The organism is Simiduia aestuariiviva, from assembly GCF_014192475.1.
Taxonomy (GTDB): domain Bacteria; phylum Pseudomonadota; class Gammaproteobacteria; order Pseudomonadales; family Cellvibrionaceae; genus Simiduia; species Simiduia aestuariiviva.
Window position 1 is genome coordinate 435,271 of sequence record NZ_JACHXZ010000001.1, and the last position, 18,196, is coordinate 453,466.

Below are 18,196 nucleotides of genomic sequence, written 5' to 3' on the forward strand. Positions count from 1 at the left end.
AACTAAACCTTTTTAGCTGGCCGCTTACAGAGTGCGAAGGCACTCAGTGAAGGCGGCGAGTTCTTGAATTTTTTCGCGGGCGAGTCCCGAGCCTATGGCGTCTTGTGCCATGGCAACGCCCTGCGCGAGCGAATCGGCCACACCACTGACATAAATGGCGGCGCCAGCGTTAAGGGCAATGATATCGGATGCCTTTTGGGCCGCGTCGGAATTCCGTTTGCCAAGCGCATTGCGAATAAGCGCTAGCGACTCTTCGGCGCTGCCAACACTCAGGCCTTCGAGGGATTGCGCCGCAATATCAAAATCGCTTGGGTGAATGGTGTATTCATTGACGGTGCCTGCTGACAATTCCGCCACATGGGTGGCACCGGCCAACGAAATTTCATCGAGGCCATCCTCGGCGTGGACCACCATCACATGTTCGGAGCCCAGGCGACCCAGCACCTCCGCAAGGGTGCGGCATAGATCGCGGTGGAAAACGCCGATCACTTGGCGGCGCACCAAAGCGGGATTGGTCATGGGCCCAAGTAAATTAAAAATTGTGCGCATGCCCAAGTCGCGTCGCGGGCCAATGGCGTGTTTCATGGCGCTGTGATGGGCCGGCGCAAACATAAAGCCTACACCTAACGCATCGATGCACTTTTTTACCTGTTCTGGGGTCAATTCCAGATGTACTCCAGCGGCCTCGAGCACATCGGCACTGCCGGTAGATGAAGACACCGAGCGATTGCCGTGTTTGGCAACGCGCACGCCGCAGGCTGCTGCTACGAAGGCACTGGCGGTAGAAACATTAAATAAGTTGGCGCCATCGCCACCGGTGCCGCAGGTGTCCACTAGGTGCGTCTGGTCGATGTCGACGCGCGCGGCCAGTTCGCGCATGACACTGGCGGCGCCGGTAATTTCCTCAACCGTTACGCCTTTCATTCGCAACCCCATAAGCAGTGCGCCGATTTGCGCAGGGCTGGCGGCGCCAGTCATCACCGTGCGCATGACTTCGGTCATTTGGGGCTGGCTGAGTGACTGGCCATTGGCGATGTGTTGCAGCGCAGTTTTTATATCCACGGCTCAACCTCCTTGTGATTGCAAAAAGTTATCGAGCAGTTCATGGCCCTGTTCCGACAAGATGGATTCGGGGTGAAATTGCACGCCCTCCACATTGAGCGTTTTATGGCGCACGCCCATGATTTCATCGAGGCTGCCATCGTCGTGTTGTGTCCATGCAGTTATTTCAAGACACTCGGGCAGGCTGCCTTTGTCGATCACCAATGAATGGTAGCGAGTGCACACCAGCGGGTTTTTTAAGCCCCGGAAGACACCGCTATTGTTGTGATAAATGGGGGATGTTTTGCCGTGCATCACTTGGCGTGCGCGCACGACCTTGCCACCGAAAACGTGGCCGATGGATTGGTGGCCTAGGCAGATCCCGAGTATGGGTAACTTGCCGGCATAGGTGCGAATAGTCTCCACCGAAATGCCGGCCTCGTTGGGTGTGCAGGGGCCGGGTGAAATGACAATGCGCTCGGGCGCGAGTTCGGCGATATCGGCCACGGCAATTTCATCGTTGCGCAACACCTTTACGTCGGCCTTTAACTCGGCGAGGTATTGCACCACGTTGTAGGTAAAGGAGTCGTAGTTGTCGATCATTAACAGCATATTTTTAGCTCCCTCACAGAACCATATCGACGGCGCGGAACATGGCGCGCGCCTTGTTCATGGTTTCTTTCCATTCGAGCGATGGCACTGAGTCGGCCACCACACCGGCGCCGGCTTGTATGTACAGAGTGCCGTTTTTGATGACGGCCGTGCGAATGGCGATGGCGGTGTCCATGGCGCCGTTCCACGCGAGGTAGCCAATGGCACCGCCGTAGATGCCGCGCTTTTCATTTTCTAACTCGTCGATGATTTCCATGGCGCGAATTTTGGGCGCGCCCGACAGGGTGCCGGCGGGCAGTGCTGCGCGCAGTACATCCATGGCCGTCAGATTTGGTTTGACGCGACCGGTGACGTTGCTGGTGATATGCATCACGTGGCTGTAACGTTCCACCACCATTTTATCGGTGAGTGTGACGGTGCCGGTTTCGCTCACTCGGCCGACATCGTTGCGACCTAAATCGATGAGCATCAAGTGCTCGGCAATTTCTTTTGGATCGTTAATCAGATCTTGTTCCAGCGCCCGGTCTTCGGCATCGGTGTGCCCGCGGCGGCGGGTGCCAGCGATGGGCCGCACGGTGACTTCGCCGTGCTCAAAGCGCGCGAGAATTTCTGGGCTAGAGCCCACCACTTGATGATCGCCTAAATCGAGAAAGTACATGTATGGCGATGGATTTAAACAGCGCAGGGCGCGATAGAGATTGAGTGGCTCGGCGTCAAAAGGAATGGACAAGCGCTGCGACACAACCACCTGCATGGTGTCGCCGGCGAGTACGTAATTTTTGATTTTCTCCACGGCGTCGTGGAAGTTTTGCTCACCAAAACTGGAGCTGAATTCGGCCTCGCGCGCGGCTTCGCCCTGTAGCCGCATGGGCGCGGTGGCTGGCGCCGCTTCGGCAAGTTTTTGTTCCAGTTGATCGAGCCGGGCCTGTGCGCGTTGATAGGCATCGGGCTCTGCGCCATCGGCGTGCACGATCAATATTAATTTGCCCGCGAGATTGTCGAACACCAACAACTCATCGGACACCATCAAGAGAATGTCGGGTGTGCCGATGACGTCTTTCGGCAGGCTGGCTTTTAAGCGCGGCTCCACATAGCGCACGCAGTCGTAGCCGAAATAGCCGACTAGCCCCCCATTAAAGCGCGGCAGTCCATCGAGTTCAGGCGCTTTAAAGCGGCGTTTAAATTCGTCTACAAATGCCAGGGGGTCGGCCGATTGGTGCTGTTCGACCACACGGCCATCAATTTCTACCTGGATCTGTTCGCCCTGCACACGCAAGAGCTGGCGTGCGGGCAGGCCGATGATGGAATAGCGCCCCCATTTTTCGCCGCCCTGAACGGATTCCAGCAAATAGGAGTAGGGGCCTTTGGCGAATTTCAGGTAGCTCGACAGGGGCGTGTCTAAATCTGCCAGCAATTCACGGGTTAGGGGGATGCGGTTAAAGCCTTGCAGGCAGAGTTGTGCGAAGAGTTCCGGAGTCATTGGTAATCCTAACGAGCAATCAATGGCGCAGGTGTGCACGGGCACACCTCAGTGAACTGAAGTGGGGATCAGCGACGCCATCGCAGGCTGCACGCCCGGCGGGAATGTTCCAATAACTTGTCCAACGGCACTGGGTGCTCCGGATTCGAGTTTGGTGATTTTGTGGGGCGCTAGTGTACTGAAAAGCAATGTCCTTGCCTACCATCGCCGGTTTTGTGACCGGTTGGCCATACCAATGTAGCGGGCTTTGGCTGATAATTGGCACCCTTTGTCTAACCGGCCGGGATGTTAGGGCTATGTCGCTTTCAAGCAAAATTGTGGTGGGGTTGTTGCTGGGGTTGGTCGCGGGCCTCTGTTTTGGCGCCCGTATGACCGCGCTGGATACCCTAGGTGAAATCTTCCTGGGGTTGCTGCAAATGACGGTGCTGCCCTATATCTTGGTCTCCTTGGTGTCCGCCGTGGGGGCGCTCAAGCGCAATCAGGCGCAGGCACTGGCTCGCTACGGGGCGCTGGTGCTGGCGCTGCTCTGGGGCGTGACCTTGGTGTTGATCGCCATTGCCAGTCTGTCCTTTCCCGAGTGGGAGTCGGCCTCCTATTTCAGTCCGTCGCTGTTAGAGCCGGCCCAGCGATTTGATTTCATTGGCAGTTTTTTGCCCTCCAATATCTTTCACGCACTGGGCGCGGGTTCAATACCCGCAGTGGTGGTGTTTGCGCTGCTGTTGGGGGTGGCGCTGCTGCGCTTGGGGCAGAAGGATGAATTTCTAAAGGTGGTGAACGCATTGCAAGAGGCCATTGGCGAGATGGCCTCACTGGTGATGAAGACCGCTCCCATTGGCGTCTTTTCTATCGCCGCGAGTGCTGCGGGCACTCTGGATTTAGAGGCGCTTAAGGGGTTGTACGTGTACTTGGTTACGCTCACCCTGCTGTGTTTGGTGTTGACCTTTTGGGTCTTCCCCATGTTGGTCAAAACACTGACAAAGTACCGCTATAGCGAGGTGTTAGATGTCAGCAAAGATGCGCTAATCACCGCCTTTGCCACCGGCAATCTATTTATTGTATTGCCCATTATTGCGGAAAATACCCGCAAAATGTTTTTGCGATCCTACGAAACCCACTCGCCGCAATCGAACCTGGTGGAAGTGGTTGTGCCCGCCTCATTTTCAATTCCCGTGGCCGGCAAGTTAATGGCGCTGTTATTTGTGTTGTTTGCCGGTTGGTTTAGCGGAGAGCCCATTGCGTTGGTGGATTACCCTGAGCTGTTGCTTACGGGGGTGGTGAATCTGTTTGGTTCAAGCTTGGCGGCCGTGCCCTCGTTGTTGCATGCCCATAAAATTCCCGGTGAAGTATTCGAACTGTTTTTAATTACTGAAAATATTATTTCTAATCGCCTAGGCGCCATGACGTCGGTCATGTTTGTGGTGGTGATGGCAATTCTGGTGGCCACCGGCGCCAATCGCAAATGGCGTTGGAACACCTTTGCGGTTGTTCGTTTTGCCATTGTCGGTTTGGTGCTGATCACCGCCATGTCCTATTCATTGCGCTATTTATACAAGGCGGTAGGTAATGAATACACGGCCTATGACGAATTTATTGCCCGCGACCTATTGCTGCCAGCGGCGGCTTCGCGCAGCTTGCTCGAGGTGCCCGCCTTAAGACCCCAAGAGCCGAGCGGCAATACCTTGGAGCGCATTGCCGCGCGTGGAAAATTGCGTGTGGGCTACTACCGCGATTGGTTGCCTTACGCATTCCATAACAAGCAGGGGCAGCTGGTGGGGCTGGATATTGAACTGTGGCACCAGCTGGGGCGAGATCTGGGCGTGCGGGTTGAGTTTGTGCGGGTCTATCGACGCGAGGTGAAGCAGTTGCTGGACAGCCGCTATCTGGATATGGCCGCCGGGGTGGCGATGACGCCGGCGGCTATTGCCAGCTACACCCTCGCCGCGCCACATTTCAATGAAAATTTGGCGCTGCTGGTGCGCAAAGACAAGCGCGCACAATTGCGTGAGTGGCAGGAGATCGGCAGTAGCGAGCGTTGGCATCTGGGGGTGCCCAACGCCTATTACCTCACCAGTTCGCTGCGCACCGCGCTGCCAAATTGGCAGGTGCAAGAGGTGGCTTCGCCACGCAGTTTTGTGCGTGGTGACAAGCCCGAATTGGACGCGATTATATTTGGCGCAGCCGGTGCGTCGGCGTGGACATTGCTCTATCCGGAATATGGGGTAGTGGTGCCCCAGCCCGCGCTGCCGCCGGTGCCCATGGCGATGCCCGTGGCCACCAATGATCTGGATTTTGTGTTGTTTATGCGCCAGTGGTTGGAGATCCGGCGCACCGACGGCACGATCAATAAGCTGACCAATTATTGGATTCGCGGGCAGCGACCCGAGGGCAGTAAGCACCGCTGGAACTTTTGGGATGACTGGGTTATGCGGTCGACGCCACCCGTGGACGAGTAAGCTTAGCGATCAAAGAGTTCGGTTAAGTTATCTACTGTCAGGTCTGGCGATAGACTGGCCACCGGCGCGCCATTGTCATAGCCGTAGGTCACGGCGGCGACGGCCACGCCAGCAGCTTTGGCCGCATTAATATCGGCGGCAGAATCGCCCACCATCAACGTATGTTGGGCGGTCACATTGGCGTCTTGCATCGCTTCTATCAGCATGTCCGGCGCCGGTTTTTTTTGCTCGACACACTCGCCGCCCAGCACAATTCGAAAATATTGAGCAATGCCCAGGTGGTCCAAGATGGGCTGCGCAAACTGCACGGGTTTATTGGTCACCAGTGCCATGGCTACATCGGCCGCTTGTAGCTGTTGCAGGCACTCCCGTGCGCCAGGGTAAAGTCGCGTTTCGCGCGTGCAGCACAGGGTGTAGGCGGCGCGCCACAGCGTCATGGCCTGTTCCTGTGTTTGTGCTGGCAGTCCCGCATGCGCCAGCGCCCTCGCCACGAGGGTGGCTGCACCATTGCCCACCCAGCTGCGCACCAGCGGCTCGCCTGCGGCCGCTTGGCCGAGCGCCTTGAGCATGGTGTCGGTGGCGATGGCGATATCGGGCACTGAGTCGATCAGGGTGCCGTCGAGGTCAAATAGCACCAGCGCCGGCAGTTGGCCGCCAAAGTGTCGTTGAAGCTTGTTCATCTACGCGTCCCTGTCGCTGACCGAAAAGTACCCGTTAATCAGAGGTCAGCCAGTGCGGCACGCATGGCGTCGATGGCCGATTTATAGGACTCGGCACCAAAGATGGCCGAGCCCGCCACAAAGGTGTCGGCGCCCGCACGGGCGATATCGGCAATGTTGGCCGGGGTCACGCCGCCGTCGATTTCCAAGCGAGTGGCGCGGCCGGAGGCGTCAATCAGGGTGCGCGCTTCGCGCAGTTTGTCGAGGGTTTGTGGAATAAATTTTTGACCGCCAAAGCCCGGGTTCACCGACATCAAAAGCAGCATGTCGAGCTTGTGCAGTACCGGCTTAACCACATCCACAGGCGTGGCGGGATTGAGCACTAAACCGGCCTTGCAGCCCTTGTCGAGAATCAGCTGCAGTGAGCGATCCACGTGCTTTGAGGCCTCGGGGTGAAAGGTGATGTAAGTGGCGCCGGCGTCGGCAAACTGGACGATCAAATCGTCCACGGGCTCCACCATCAAGTGCACGTCGATGGGCGCGGTGATGCCGTAGTTGCGCAGCGCCTTGCACACCATGGGGCCGAAGGTCAGATTCGGCACATAGTGATTGTCCATAACGTCAAAGTGCACCACGTCGGCGCCGTCGGCCAGCACTTGCGCTACATCATCGCCCAGGCGGGCTAGGTCTGCGGACAAAATCGAGGGGGCAATTAAAAAGTCAGTCATGGTGTTGCTCGCTGGGTTGTGAGGCCGACATTGTACGCACTCAGCCGCGCAGGCCCAAGTGTGCAGGCTAGACTTAGGGCTGGGTTAATTGGTGCGAGGGGCAAATGTTGAAGCGAGCGTGGCAAGTGGGGATGGCCGTTTGGCTGTTGGCGTCTATCGAGGTGTGGGGTCAGGCTGAGCCCTCCGAGGCCGAGCAAGCCAGCGACGAACAAGCCGCGGGTGCCGCAGTAGACGGCGCCGCAGTGGCTGCGCCAGCTCCCGAGCCTGCAGAACCGCCGCTGTACGCCAATCGTGAGACCCGCGACATGGCGTTGCTGGCGCAAGCCGTGCCGTCGGATCAGGTGGTGTGGCTCGATGTTGGCGGCGAGCGGGTGCTGGCCCTTTATCAACCAGCCATCAGTGCCAGCCCTTCGGGCGCAGTGTTGCTCGTGCAAGATCAAGATCGCAACCCCACCTGGCCCGAACGCATACAAGCGCTGCGCCTACATTTACCGGAGCAGGGCTGGACCACGATGGTGGTGATGCTACCGCCAGCAGATCCGGTGTCGATTCCGCCCCGTGAACCCCTCGCGCCTACTGCCGAGGCCGCCGCTCAGAGCGCAACGCAGCCACCTTCAAATGCGCCCGCTGACGCAGAAGCTCGCCCGGAAACGGAAGAGGTATTCAACGATGCTACGGGTGAAGTGGCATCGGTGGAGGCCATGGAACAATCGGAGCCGCCTGAGCCAGCGGCCGCCGCCAGCCCCGTGGCGCCGGCTGAATCCCGGACCGACCTGCGATTAGCGCAGGCCATCGAACACTTGCGAGGGCAGGGGCAGTTCAACTTGGCGCTGCTCGCCGAGGGCGGCGGCGCGGTGCGCGCGGCGCGCCTGTTCAAGTCTTTGGGTCCCGAGGGCTTTCGCGCATTGGTATTGGTGGATGCGCGCCATGCGCTGGGCGCGGAGGCCGGGGACGTACTTGCAATGGCTGGGGCCGATCTGCCCGTACTCGATATCATTGCCGTCGACCAGCCTGCACTCTTGGCGGCCGCGCAGGCGCGCAGCACAGCGGCCCGGCGCGCAGGCCGCGCGCTGTACCAACAATTAAGTTTGCCGCGCTACGAACCGGAGTTGCTTCGACTTAGTAAGCGGGTGCGCGGTTTCTTGGATCGGCATGCCAAGGGCGTGAAGGTGGATGATGCGCAGGTCGTCGAGCCGTCGAACTAAGCAGAGGGTGCCGATTGAATGGCCGCCAGTCGCTCAGGCGTGCCCACATCGCACCACTGACCTCGATGTAGCAGGCCGCCGACTTTGGCTTGCACCAGCCAAAAATGTAGGGCTTCGCGCAGCGGGAATCGCTCGCGTCGCTCGGGAAATTCGGCAATGAACTGGGCGGTGGCTGTGCCGATGCCCGTGTAGGTGTGGCGAGGGGTCGCTTGAAGCGTGAGGCAACCAGCTCGTAAACCAAAGTCGCCCTGGGGGTGGTGCGACGGGTTGTGAGTTAGCACTAACTCTGCCTGCAGACCTCTTTGAGCCAAGGTTTCGACGCTTCTGGCCAATATTTCATAATCTAGATCCGCAACGACGTCAGCGGAGATCATGGCGAAAGACTCGCCATCAAACCAAGGTAAACAGTGTGCCAAGGCACCGCCGGTTTCCAGCGGCTCCGGCCCCTCTTCCGAATAATCAATGCTGAGGCCGTATCGGTGGCCGTTGCCGCAGTGGGCACGAATTTGATCACCCAAGTAGGACAAGTTGATCATCACTTCAGTAAAACCGGCCGCAGCTAATTTTTCGAGGTGATAGTCGATTAAGGGCTTGCCATCCACGGTGAGCAGCGGCTTGGGTGTGTGGTCCGTCAGCGGCCGCATGCGCGTGCCTTTGCCGGCGGCAAAGACGAAGGCTTTCATGGGTTGCCGGCGGTGCGGTAGTCGCGGTACCACGCTTGTTGCTTGGCCAGTGGCAGCAGTCGCTCGCGAAACCAATCGGCGAAGGGCAGCAGCTCGGAATAGGCTTCAGCCACTTCTAAGGTGTAGCGAATGACCAGGGGTAAATCATTCAGGTAGCTGTCTTTGCCGTCGCGCAAGTGCAGCCTTGCAAATATGCCGAGTACTTTAAGGTGGCGCTGCAAACCCATCCAATTGAACCAGCGCAGGAAGGTTTCCTGTGTGACCGGGCGCATTAAGCCCACCTCTACGGCCATGTTGCCGTAGGCCAGTGCCCAGCGCTCTACTTGATCAACCGGCCAGCGGACGTAGCAGTCGCGCAATAGCGATACGAGGTCGTAGGTAATGGGGCCGATGACGCCGTCTTGAAAATCGACAATACCGGGGGCCAGCCCGTCGCGAATGAGCAGATTGCGCGAATGGAAATCGCGATGCACTAAGACCTGAGGCTGTTCGGCTGCGAGGCTTTCGAGCTTCTGAAAAACGCCGTGCAGCATGCTGCGCTCTTCGGTGGTCAGGGTGTAACCCAGCAATTGAGGGATGAACCAGTCTTCAAAAAGCCCCATTTCTTGGCGCAATAGGGGCTGGTCGTAATCGGCTAAATCGAGATTTTTGGTGGGCACCTGTTGAATACGCAGTAAGTCAGTAATCACTTCGCCGTATAGGCAGTGTGCGGTGTCTGGTTCAAGGCAGTCGAGCAATAATTTACCGCCCAAATCTTCTAGCAACAAATAGCCGCGGTCGTAGTCTACGGCGAACACCTCGGGCGCGTGAATGCCCTGCTGGCGCAGCAGGTTGGCGAGGTATACAAAGGTTTCGTTCTTTTCTGTGGTGGGCGGCGCTTCAACGGCAATTAAATGGGCTTCCGTATTTAGGCGATAATAGCGGCGAAAGCCCGCATCGCCTTGGAGTGGCGTGAGCAGTAGCGGGCCACTCGGCAGCCAGCCCTTGTCTGACAGGGTGGTGTGCACCCATTGTTGTAATTCTGTGACAGCTGTCAAAGGGAGATCCCCAACGCGAAAAAGGCCACATGATTCCAGATTCGAGGCGGCTGTTAAAGCCCTTCTTGCATTGAAGATCAGAGGAGGTACGGCTTTTCTTTCCCTTTGCCCCTACCTTTGCAGTAGAATCCGTCGCTTGGTTTGTCGCGCCAACCGGGTGTTGGGGCGACCGAGGCAGTATATCGAGAAAGGCTAAATCTTGACGTTTCCATCTTCACCACATCCGATAAGTGCGGCGATTCGCCATGGGCTTTGTGCGGCGTTGCTGGCCCCACTCCCACTGTGGGCACAAACTGTGCCCTACGAAGCCGGTGCTGACGGCGACATGTTTGCCTCCAGTCTGCTCGCGCACAGCCAAGGCCGAGAGCGCTTGGACTGGGTGCCCAAAGCTGAACTCACCGAGGCCCAGCAGGCGGCTTGCCGGGTGGGCTGTGACGGGGCATATATAGCGCCCACACGCACCGATTCTGAAGCTCATATCAAACCCGAAAATGCGCCCGTGCGGGCCAGTGCCGATAACAGTCGTTGGCTGCAGGATTCCAAGGCGGAATTGTCGGGCAACGTCGCCATTATTCAGGGCTCTAGATCGATGACCGCCGACAAGGCTATCTACGATCAAGTCAATATGGCTGCTGAAATTGATGGCCATGTGGTGGTGCGTGAACCCGGGGTGGCGATCTTTGCCGACCGGCTCATATTGGATGAAACGCAGGGGCACGCCGAGTTGGACAATACCCAATTCGTCTTGCATGACGCGCATATGCGCGGCGCGGCGAACACCTTATCTAAGCGGCAGGGTGACCGCGAGGGCGAGGACACCTACACCCTCGTGGAGGGCAGCTTCACAAACTGCTCGCCCGATGACAATACCTGGATGGTACGCGGTGAGCACATTGAAATAGATACGGCCTCCGGTCAGGGTAGCGCGCGTCACATGCGCCTAGAGTTGCTCGATGTGCCCGTGTTCTATGCGCCTTATTTTCGATTTCCCGCTACAGACAAGCGGATGACGGGGTTGTTGTTTCCGACCATCGCCTCCGACAACCGCAATGGCTTTGAATACGCACAACCCATCTATTTAAATTTAGCGCCCAACTACGATTTGACGGTTACCCCGCGCTACATGCAGCACCGGGGGCTGGGCATTGAAGCCGAGGCGCGCCACCTGTCATCGCTGTTCAGTACCGAAGTTGCGGGTGCCTACCTCGCCGATGATGAGGGCGGCGTCAATGAAGCGCTGCAGAATCGAGCCGATGCGGGCGAAATTAGCCAGGCGGAAGTAACGCCCTATAAGGGCGAAGACCGTTGGTTGGCGCGGGTGCAGCAAGTTGGGGGCATGGGGCAGGCGTGGAATAGCCGCATTAACTACACAGAAGTGAGCGACGTAGATTATCTACGCGATATGGATTCGGGATCAATTGAAGGGAGTTCTCGCACCCATCTGCGACAAGCGGGCAGTGTAGGCTACGATTTGCCAAATTGGACATTAGGGGTGAAGGTTGAGGCGTATCAGAGTGTCTCCAGCAGATCTGAGCCCTACCGGCAATTGCCTAGAATTGACATGAATGGTAGCTACCGGTGGGATGATTTTGATCTGTCACTACAGCATCAGTACACGCACTTTACTCACATAGACACGTTTTACGATAAGAACGCAGCATCGCCCGATGATTTGCGCATTGTGGGCGATAGAATGCGAGCTGACTATCGTCTAGGTTGGCGAGCGGAGGCGTTGTGGGGCTTTTTTCGGCCGGCGATTTTGGTAAAGCACCTGCAATATCAGCTGGATGCCGACACGCTGAAAGCAGAGGCAAATTCAACGCCTAGTGTCACTGGCGCCCAAGCGGTGTTAGATGGCGGTTTGTTTTTTGAGCGTGAAGGCATTGTGTTAGATCGTGGATATGTACAAACATTCGAGCCGCGCTTGTTCTATTTTAACAGCCCGAAGCAAGATCATAGCGACCTCTACAAAGTGACAGAAAAAAACCGGTCGGTGAGATTTGATACATCATCGACAGCGTTTAGTTATGATCAATTATTTCGAGTGTCGCGGTTTAATGGAGGTGACAGAATCGATGACGCCGATCAATTGTCGCTGGGTCTAACGAGTCGCTTTGTTGAGGCTGAATCGGGCGTCGAACGCCTGCGTTTAAGTTTGGGACAAATATTTTATTTTAAAGATCGGGAAATTACGCTTTCCGGTACACCGCAGCAGGCGCCTAGGTCTGCAATTGCCGGTCAGGTGGCTGCTCAGATTGGTGATCATTGGCGCTATAGCTTAGATGTCATCTATTCAGAGCAAATCAATAACCCAACGCAGGGTTCCACCAGCCTAAGGTACGCCAGCCCAGATGGTTATTTAGCCAACGTAGGTTATCGCTATAAGCGTCGGGGAGATTCAATTGACTCTGAAACCGGTGAACTTTTTGACCGCAGCATCAATCAAACAGATGTCGGCCTCGTCTATCCGTTGTCAGAGCAGTGGAATTTGATGGCGCGCTCCTTCTACGATCACTCCTTGGAGCGTGAAATCGATACCTTTGCGGGCGTCGAATACAACAGTTGTTGTTATCGCGTGCGGATTCTAGGCCGGCGCTGGACAGACAGTCGTGATATCCGAACACTGGGCCCCTCGGGACTGGAGTTGGATCGCGGCATCTTTATTGAATTCCAGCTCAAGGGGCTGGGCAGCTTGGGACAGCGTCTCGACCAAATACTGACAGAGGGTATTGTCGGGTTTGATCAGCGTCCACAATACGAACCATAACGGTAAGCAAATGAAGTCTTTGAATAAAAAATGTATGACGGTTGTGCTGGCTCTGTCGGTCCTGACCGGTTGGGTGCACGCTGAGGTAGAGCCGCTGGATCGCGTTGTTGCGGTAGTGGACGAAGGCGTCGTGATGGAGAGCGAGCTGAAAGCTAAGATGCGCGGCATCGTCGCTAAGTTGCGCGCCTCCGATACCGAGTTGCCGCCAGAGGACGTGCTCCAAGCGCAGGTGTTGGATCACCTGGTCAATGAGCAAATACAGCTGCAGATGGCCAAGCGGGCCGGCGCCAATGTGTCGGCCACAGAGTTGGATCAAATGATCGAGCGCATCCGAGCTTCAAATAATCTGTCGCAGGCGGAATTTCTTCAAGGGTTGGCTGCTGAAGGTTTGAGCATTGCCGAATTGCGCGAAGATCTGCGTCGCGAGATGCTGGTGCGCCAAGTGCAGCAGGGCAGTGTGAATCGCCGCATTCAGGTGACAGAATCTGAAATCAATAATTTCCTCAATTCCACAGAGGGCAAGTTTTGGACCTCGCCAGACTACCACCTTGGCCACATTCTGGTGGCGGTGCCGTCCGGCAGCAGTGAGGCAGAAATCGCGAAGCTAGAGGCCAAGGCCAATGCGCTGCGTGAGGAAGCCTTAGCCGGCGCCGACTTCCGTCGCTTAGCGGTTGCAAATTCGGCCGGTCAGAATGCCTTGGAGGGAGGTGACTTGGGTTGGCGCAAGCTGGCGCAGTTGCCCACGCTGTTTGCCGACCATGTCGATGGATTGAAAACCGGCGATGTCACCAAACCGTTTCGGAGCGGTGCTGGCTTTCATTTGATCAAGCTGCACGAACAGCGCGGTGGTGGAGAAGTGTTGATCGAGCAAACCAAAGCGCGTCACATTCTGATTAAAACCAGCGAAGTGATCAATGATACCGAGGCCTTTGATCGGCTCACGGCATTGCGCACACAAATTATTGAAGGCGCAGATTTCGCTGAGCTGGCCAAGGCCAACTCAGAAGATTTGGGCTCGGCGCTTCAGGGCGGTGATTTAGGGTGGGCCAATCCAGGTCAATTTGTGCCCGCCTTCGAGGAAACCATGCAACAAATGGCGCCCGGTGAAATTAGCCAACCCTTCCGCAGCCAGTTTGGTTGGCATATTCTGCAGGTGCTAGAGCGCCGCAAGCAGGACATGAGTGACAACATGATGAAAAACCAAGCGGCCAATTTATTGCGCAGTCGCCGCTTTGAAGAAGAGCTGCAGGTTTGGCTGCAAGAAATTCGCGACGAAGCCTATGTGGAGCTGAAACTGTAAGGTGACTGCCACCTTTGCCATTACGCCGGGCGAGCCTGCCGGCATCGGTCCCGATATTGTTATTCAGGCGGCCCAGCAAGCGCGCACTGCGCACTGGGTCGCTGTAGCTGATCCTAGGCTACTCGCCAATCGCGCTGCCCAGCTTAATTTGCCATTGGTTATTCACCGCTATGACTCCGCGACTGCTCCCGTATTGGCGGCAGGGCATCTTACAGTGGAACCCATTGCGCTGAGCGAACCCAGCACGGCCGGCCAGCTCAATAGCGCCAATGGTGGCTACGTGCTTGCCACGCTGGATCGCGCTATCGCGTTGTGTCAGGCCAAGGAATGCCAGGGCTTGATCACTGGGCCAGTCCAAAAAAGTGTGATTAACGACGCCGGCTTTGCCTTTACCGGGCACACGGAATACCTAGCGCAGCAGGCTGGGTGTCCGGTGGTCATGATGCTCGCCACCGAGGGCTTGCGGGTAGCCTTGGCCACCACTCATCTACCGCTGCGGGCTGTGCCCGATGCAATAACGCCAGAGTTATTGCACCGCGTGTTATCAATTCTGGTGCACGATTTACAACATCAATTCGGCATCGCGGATCCAAGAGTGCTGGTCTGTGGATTAAATCCACATGCGGGCGAAAGTGGGCATTTAGGGCGCGAGGAGTTGGATGTTATTGGCCCCGTGCTTGAGCATTGGCGAACACAGGGTTATCTCATTGACGGGCCGCTACCCGCCGATACTTTGTTTCAACCGAAGTATTTAGATCGAGCCGACGCTGTGTTGGCTATGTACCATGATCAGGGTTTGCCCGTTCTCAAGTTTAAGGGCTTTGGCGAGGCTGTTAATATCACCTTGGGGCTCCCCTATATTCGCACGTCGGTCGATCACGGCACCGCTTTAGATCTAGCTGGCACCGGCCTGGCAAACCCAGGCAGTTTATATACGGCAATCGACTATGCTACGCGTATGGCCGAGCGCGCCGACAAAAAATAGGACAAGTAAGTGACCGATTTCTACCATAAGGCGCGCAAGCGCTTTGGCCAAAATTTTCTCATAGATGATGGAATTATTGGCCGCATCGCCCGGGCGGTGTCAGCGAGTGAACATGAACAGGTCGTGGAAATTGGGCCGGGCAAGGGCGCTATTACGGAGCTGCTACTTGCGGGCTGTCCACACCTAAAGGTGGTGGAGCTCGATCGCGATTTAATTCCTTGGTTAAAAGTTAAATTTGAGCAATTTCCCAATTTTGAAGTTATTGCTGCCGATGCCTTGAAGGTGGATTTTGCTGCGCTTGCAAATGGCAGACCGCTGCGCATAGTGGGGAATTTACCCTACAACATCTCGACCCCATTGATCTTTCACCTTTTGAGTTTTGTGGGCCAAGTGCAGGACATGCACTTTATGCTGCAAAAGGAAGTGGTACAGCGCATGGGCGCGCAGCCTGGCAATAAGGTCTACGGCCGGCTGTCGATCATGGTGCAGTATTGGTGCAAGGTCGAATACCTGTTCGATGTGCCCCCCCATTGCTTTTCACCCGCCCCGAAAGTGGATTCGGCCATTGTGCGCCTCACGCCCCGCGCCGCGCCCGAAGTCATTGCAGATGATCATGCAGTACTGCAGGAGTTGGTCACAGCGGCATTTTCACAGCGCCGTAAAACCTTGCGCAATACCCTCAAATTACTCATGGACGTGGCTGATATAGATGCGTTGGATTTCGATACCAGTCGCAGGCCGGAAACGCTCTCTGTTGCAGAGTTTGTGGGTCTCGCGAATCGGTTGGTAGCCCTGCGCGCCGGTGGGGCCGACTAGTGGCAAAGCACGATATTCGCATTCGAGTAAAGAGCATGTATTTGCCCGCCCAGTCCGACCCAAAAGCCGGCCGGTACGTATTTGCCTATACCATCACCATAAAGAATGCAGGCCACGAGCCGGCTAAGTTGATATCGCGCCACTGGAAAATCCTCGATGGTCGAAACCAGTTGGAAGAGGTGCGCGGCGAGGGCGTCATTGGTGAGCAACCAAGACTGCTGCCTGGCGGTGAATTCACCTACAGTTCGGGTGCTGTGCTTAAAACGCCCACGGGCACCATGGAAGGCAGCTACCAATTCCGCACGGATGAGGGGCGCCTGTTTGATGCTCCAATCCCCTTGTTTGCACTTGCGGTACCGAGCGCGTTGCACTGATGGCCACCTATGCGGTTGGAGATATTCAAGGCTGTTACGACCCCTTGCAGCGATTGCTCAAGGACGTTTCGTTTGATCCAGCGCGCGACCGCTTGTGGGTCGCGGGTGATCTCATCAATCGCGGGCCCCAATCGCTAGAGGTGTTGCGCTATTTGCGGGGTTTGGGTGACGCGTTGGTCGTAGTGTTAGGTAATCACGATCTGCACTTTTTAGCGGTGGCAGAGGGCGTCCGTAAGCCCTCTAAAAGCGATACGCTGGAGGCCGTTTTAGCGGCCCCCGACCTGCCCGATATCGTGCAGTGGTTGCGCCGGCAGCCGCTTTTGCATTGCGATAAGGTGCTGGGCTACGCGCTAGTGCACGCGGGTATTCCGCCCCAGTGGAGCCTTAAAAAAGCCCTTAAACGCGCGGCTGAAGTTGAGCAGGTGCTACAAAGTGGAGACTACCGGCGCTTTCTAAAAGCGATGTACGGCAACGAACCTGCCGGTTGGCGCAAGGGGCTACGGGGCATGAAGCGTTTGCGAGTCATTACTAACTACCTGACGCGCATGCGTTTTTGCGATCCCGCTGGCCAGCTCGACTTGACCAACAAATCCGCACCTCACGCGGTTAATCTCGGTTACGCGCCTTGGTTCGCACTGGAAAATCGCAAAACCCGAGGTGAGCGCATCATCTTTGGCCACTGGGCGGCGTTGGAAGGTCAGGTGAGTGAAGCCGATGTATTCGCACTAGATACCGGATGTGTGTGGGGTGGCTGTCTAACGCTCATGCGCCTGGAGGATCAGGCGCGCTTTCAGGTTCAGTGTAAGGGCTGATTAGCTCCCACCATAGCCCTCGGGATTTTGTTGGGTCCAGCGCCAGCTGTCGGCGATCATGGTCGCTAGGTCGTATTCAGCGCGCCAATGAATGCATTCTGCCGCTCGGCTGGGGTTGGCGTAACAGATCGCCAAGTCGCCCGCCCGGCGCGGTTTGATGACAACAGGAATGGGGGCTCCGCTCACATTTCGGTAGGCTTCTACTACCTCCAATACACTATAGCCCCGCCCGGTACCCAAATTCACCGCTTGGCAGCCCTGCGGCATGTTTTCCATGGCTTTTAAATGCCCGCGCGCCAAATCGACCACGTGGATATAGTCACGTACTCCGGTACCGTCAACGGTGGGGTAGTCGTCTCCGAAAACAGGTAATTCCGGTAGCTGACCAATGGCCACTTTGGCCACGTAGGGCAGCAAGTTATTGGGTATGCCGTTTGGATCTTCACCGATCAGACCACTGGCGTGGGCTCCAATAGGGTTGAAGTAGCGCAACAGCCAAATGCGCCAGCGGTCGTCGCTAGCGGCGAGGTCAGTAAGTACCTGCTCCAGCATCAGTTTAGTGCGCCCGTAGGGGTTGATCGCGGCCAGTGGCGAAGCCTCTGTAAGCGGTACCTCTGCGTTGGGAGAGTAAACGGTGGCGGAGGAACTAAACACCAAATCAAAGACCTGATGCTGCGCCATAACCTCCAGTAATGTCAGCGTTGCCGCAACATTATTCTGGTAATAGCTGAGTGGAATCTGCGATGACTCCCCCACGGCCTTCAAGCCGGCGAAATGGATCACTTGCTTGACAGGGTGGTCGCTAAAAATGCGTTCAAGTTGAGCGCGATCCCGTATATCTGCTTGATAAAACGCCACTTTTTTACCTGTTATCCGTTCGACGCGCGCCACTGCTTCTGGCTGGCTATTGCACAAATTATCGACAACCACCACGTCGTGCTTGGCCTGCAGTAATTCGACGAGGGTGTGGCTGCCGATGAATCCGGCGCCACCAGTGACCAAAACGGACATATTAGAGCTCTTCCTTGGCGGGACAAATGAGCCATTGTACCCGCAAACGCCCGTTGCGCGACACGCCAATGCGCTGAGCTCGGGCGCCTTCATGCTTGAGGTAGTGACGGCAGGTATTTACGGAGCAGAATACTGCTGTGAATTGAGTCGTGGCACTAAAATATTTAACAAATGGAGCCGCTTGATGTCTAAATTAGCGACTATGCTTAATACAAAGTGGCGAATATTTCTCT

Annotated in this window: 16 protein-coding genes; 8 read left to right on the forward strand and 8 right to left on the reverse strand. The window is 56.5% G+C overall.

What is annotated here, in order from left to right; genetic code table 11:
* Nucleotides 1-24: 24 nt before the first annotated feature.
* The 3 genes from trpD to trpE are packed head-to-tail and all read right to left on the reverse strand — an operon-like array spanning nt 25 to nt 3,133.
* Entirely contained in the window at nt 25-1,062 is a 1,038-nt protein-coding gene (gene trpD, locus FHS30_RS02115) for an anthranilate phosphoribosyltransferase (RefSeq protein ID WP_183907826.1), read from the reverse strand.
* Between the two features lie 3 nt (nt 1,063-1,065).
* Complete coding sequence (locus FHS30_RS02120; protein WP_183907828.1) at nt 1,066-1,653, reverse strand: aminodeoxychorismate/anthranilate synthase component II; 588 nt, start codon at nt 1,651-1,653, stop codon at nt 1,066-1,068.
* 13 nt (nt 1,654-1,666) lie between these two features.
* Complete coding sequence (gene trpE / locus FHS30_RS02125; protein ID WP_183907830.1) at nt 1,667-3,133, reverse strand: anthranilate synthase component I; 1,467 nt, start codon at nt 3,131-3,133, stop codon at nt 1,667-1,669.
* Nucleotides 3,134-3,429: 296 nt separating this feature from the next.
* Here trpE and FHS30_RS02130 point away from each other — a divergent pair, with 296 nt between their 5' ends.
* Nucleotides 3,430-5,586, forward strand: coding sequence for a cation:dicarboxylate symporter family transporter (locus FHS30_RS02130; protein WP_183907832.1), 2,157 nt, complete (start codon nt 3,430-3,432; stop codon nt 5,584-5,586).
* 2 nt (nt 5,587-5,588) lie between these two features.
* Here the strand turns inward: FHS30_RS02130 and FHS30_RS02135 are convergent, their stop codons facing one another.
* Both FHS30_RS02135 and rpe read right to left on the reverse strand, forming a co-directional pair.
* Nucleotides 5,589-6,266, reverse strand: coding sequence for a phosphoglycolate phosphatase (locus FHS30_RS02135; protein WP_183907834.1), 678 nt, complete (start codon nt 6,264-6,266; stop codon nt 5,589-5,591).
* A 38-nt stretch (nt 6,267-6,304) separates the two neighbouring features.
* A complete protein-coding gene (rpe, locus tag FHS30_RS02140; protein WP_183907836.1) occupies nt 6,305-6,973 on the reverse strand; it encodes a ribulose-phosphate 3-epimerase in 669 nt (222 codons plus the stop codon).
* Between the two features lie 104 nt (nt 6,974-7,077).
* Between rpe and FHS30_RS02145 the strand changes: the two genes are divergently transcribed.
* A complete protein-coding gene (locus FHS30_RS02145; RefSeq protein WP_183907838.1) occupies nt 7,078-8,178 on the forward strand; it encodes a DUF3530 family protein in 1,101 nt (366 codons plus the stop codon).
* On the opposite strand, the gene FHS30_RS02150 is transcribed toward FHS30_RS02145, so the two are convergent.
* Both FHS30_RS02150 and FHS30_RS02155 read right to left on the reverse strand, forming a co-directional pair.
* On the reverse strand, nt 8,175-8,861 hold the full coding sequence (locus tag FHS30_RS02150; protein WP_183907841.1) for a nucleotidyltransferase family protein: 687 nt from the start codon (nt 8,859-8,861) through the stop codon (nt 8,175-8,177). The two genes, FHS30_RS02145 and FHS30_RS02150, sit on opposite strands and share 4 nt — an antisense overlap.
* Entirely contained in the window at nt 8,858-9,898 is a 1,041-nt protein-coding gene (locus tag FHS30_RS02155) for an aminoglycoside phosphotransferase family protein (RefSeq protein WP_246341114.1), read from the reverse strand. The genes FHS30_RS02150 and FHS30_RS02155 overlap by 4 nt, the downstream gene beginning before the upstream one ends.
* 295 nt (nt 9,899-10,193) lie before the next feature.
* Here FHS30_RS02155 and FHS30_RS02160 point away from each other — a divergent pair, with 295 nt between their 5' ends.
* From FHS30_RS02160 to FHS30_RS02185, 6 genes are read left to right on the forward strand one after another with little or no spacing between them, the layout of a single operon-like run.
* Nucleotides 10,194-12,665 carry an LPS assembly protein LptD gene (locus tag FHS30_RS02160; RefSeq protein WP_183907843.1) on the forward strand — a complete coding sequence of 824 codons (2,472 nt, stop codon included), beginning with the start codon at nt 10,194-10,196 and terminating at the stop codon, nt 12,663-12,665.
* A 10-nt stretch (nt 12,666-12,675) separates the two neighbouring features.
* Nucleotides 12,676-13,965 carry a peptidylprolyl isomerase gene (locus tag FHS30_RS02165; protein ID WP_183907845.1) on the forward strand — a complete coding sequence of 430 codons (1,290 nt, stop codon included), beginning with the start codon at nt 12,676-12,678 and terminating at the stop codon, nt 13,963-13,965.
* A 1-nt stretch (nt 13,966) separates the two neighbouring features.
* Nucleotides 13,967-14,950: a 4-hydroxythreonine-4-phosphate dehydrogenase PdxA gene (gene pdxA, locus FHS30_RS02170; RefSeq protein ID WP_183907847.1), complete on the forward strand. Its 984-nt coding sequence runs from the start codon at nt 13,967-13,969 to the stop codon at nt 14,948-14,950.
* Nucleotides 14,951-14,959: 9 nt separating this feature from the next.
* Complete coding sequence (gene rsmA / locus FHS30_RS02175; RefSeq protein WP_183907849.1) at nt 14,960-15,766, forward strand: 16S rRNA (adenine(1518)-N(6)/adenine(1519)-N(6))-dimethyltransferase RsmA; 807 nt, start codon at nt 14,960-14,962, stop codon at nt 15,764-15,766.
* On the forward strand, nt 15,766-16,140 hold the full coding sequence (gene apaG / locus FHS30_RS02180; protein ID WP_183907851.1) for a Co2+/Mg2+ efflux protein ApaG: 375 nt from the start codon (nt 15,766-15,768) through the stop codon (nt 16,138-16,140). The genes rsmA and apaG overlap by 1 nt, the downstream gene beginning before the upstream one ends.
* On the forward strand, nt 16,140-16,952 hold the full coding sequence (locus FHS30_RS02185) for a symmetrical bis(5'-nucleosyl)-tetraphosphatase (protein WP_183907853.1): 813 nt from the start codon (nt 16,140-16,142) through the stop codon (nt 16,950-16,952). The genes apaG and FHS30_RS02185 overlap by 1 nt, the downstream gene beginning before the upstream one ends.
* Here FHS30_RS02185 and galE read toward each other — a convergent pair whose 3' ends face one another.
* Nucleotides 16,953-17,963 carry a UDP-glucose 4-epimerase GalE gene (gene galE, locus FHS30_RS02190; protein WP_183907855.1) on the reverse strand — a complete coding sequence of 337 codons (1,011 nt, stop codon included), beginning with the start codon at nt 17,961-17,963 and terminating at the stop codon, nt 16,953-16,955.
* Nucleotides 17,964-18,196 lie beyond the last annotated feature (233 nt).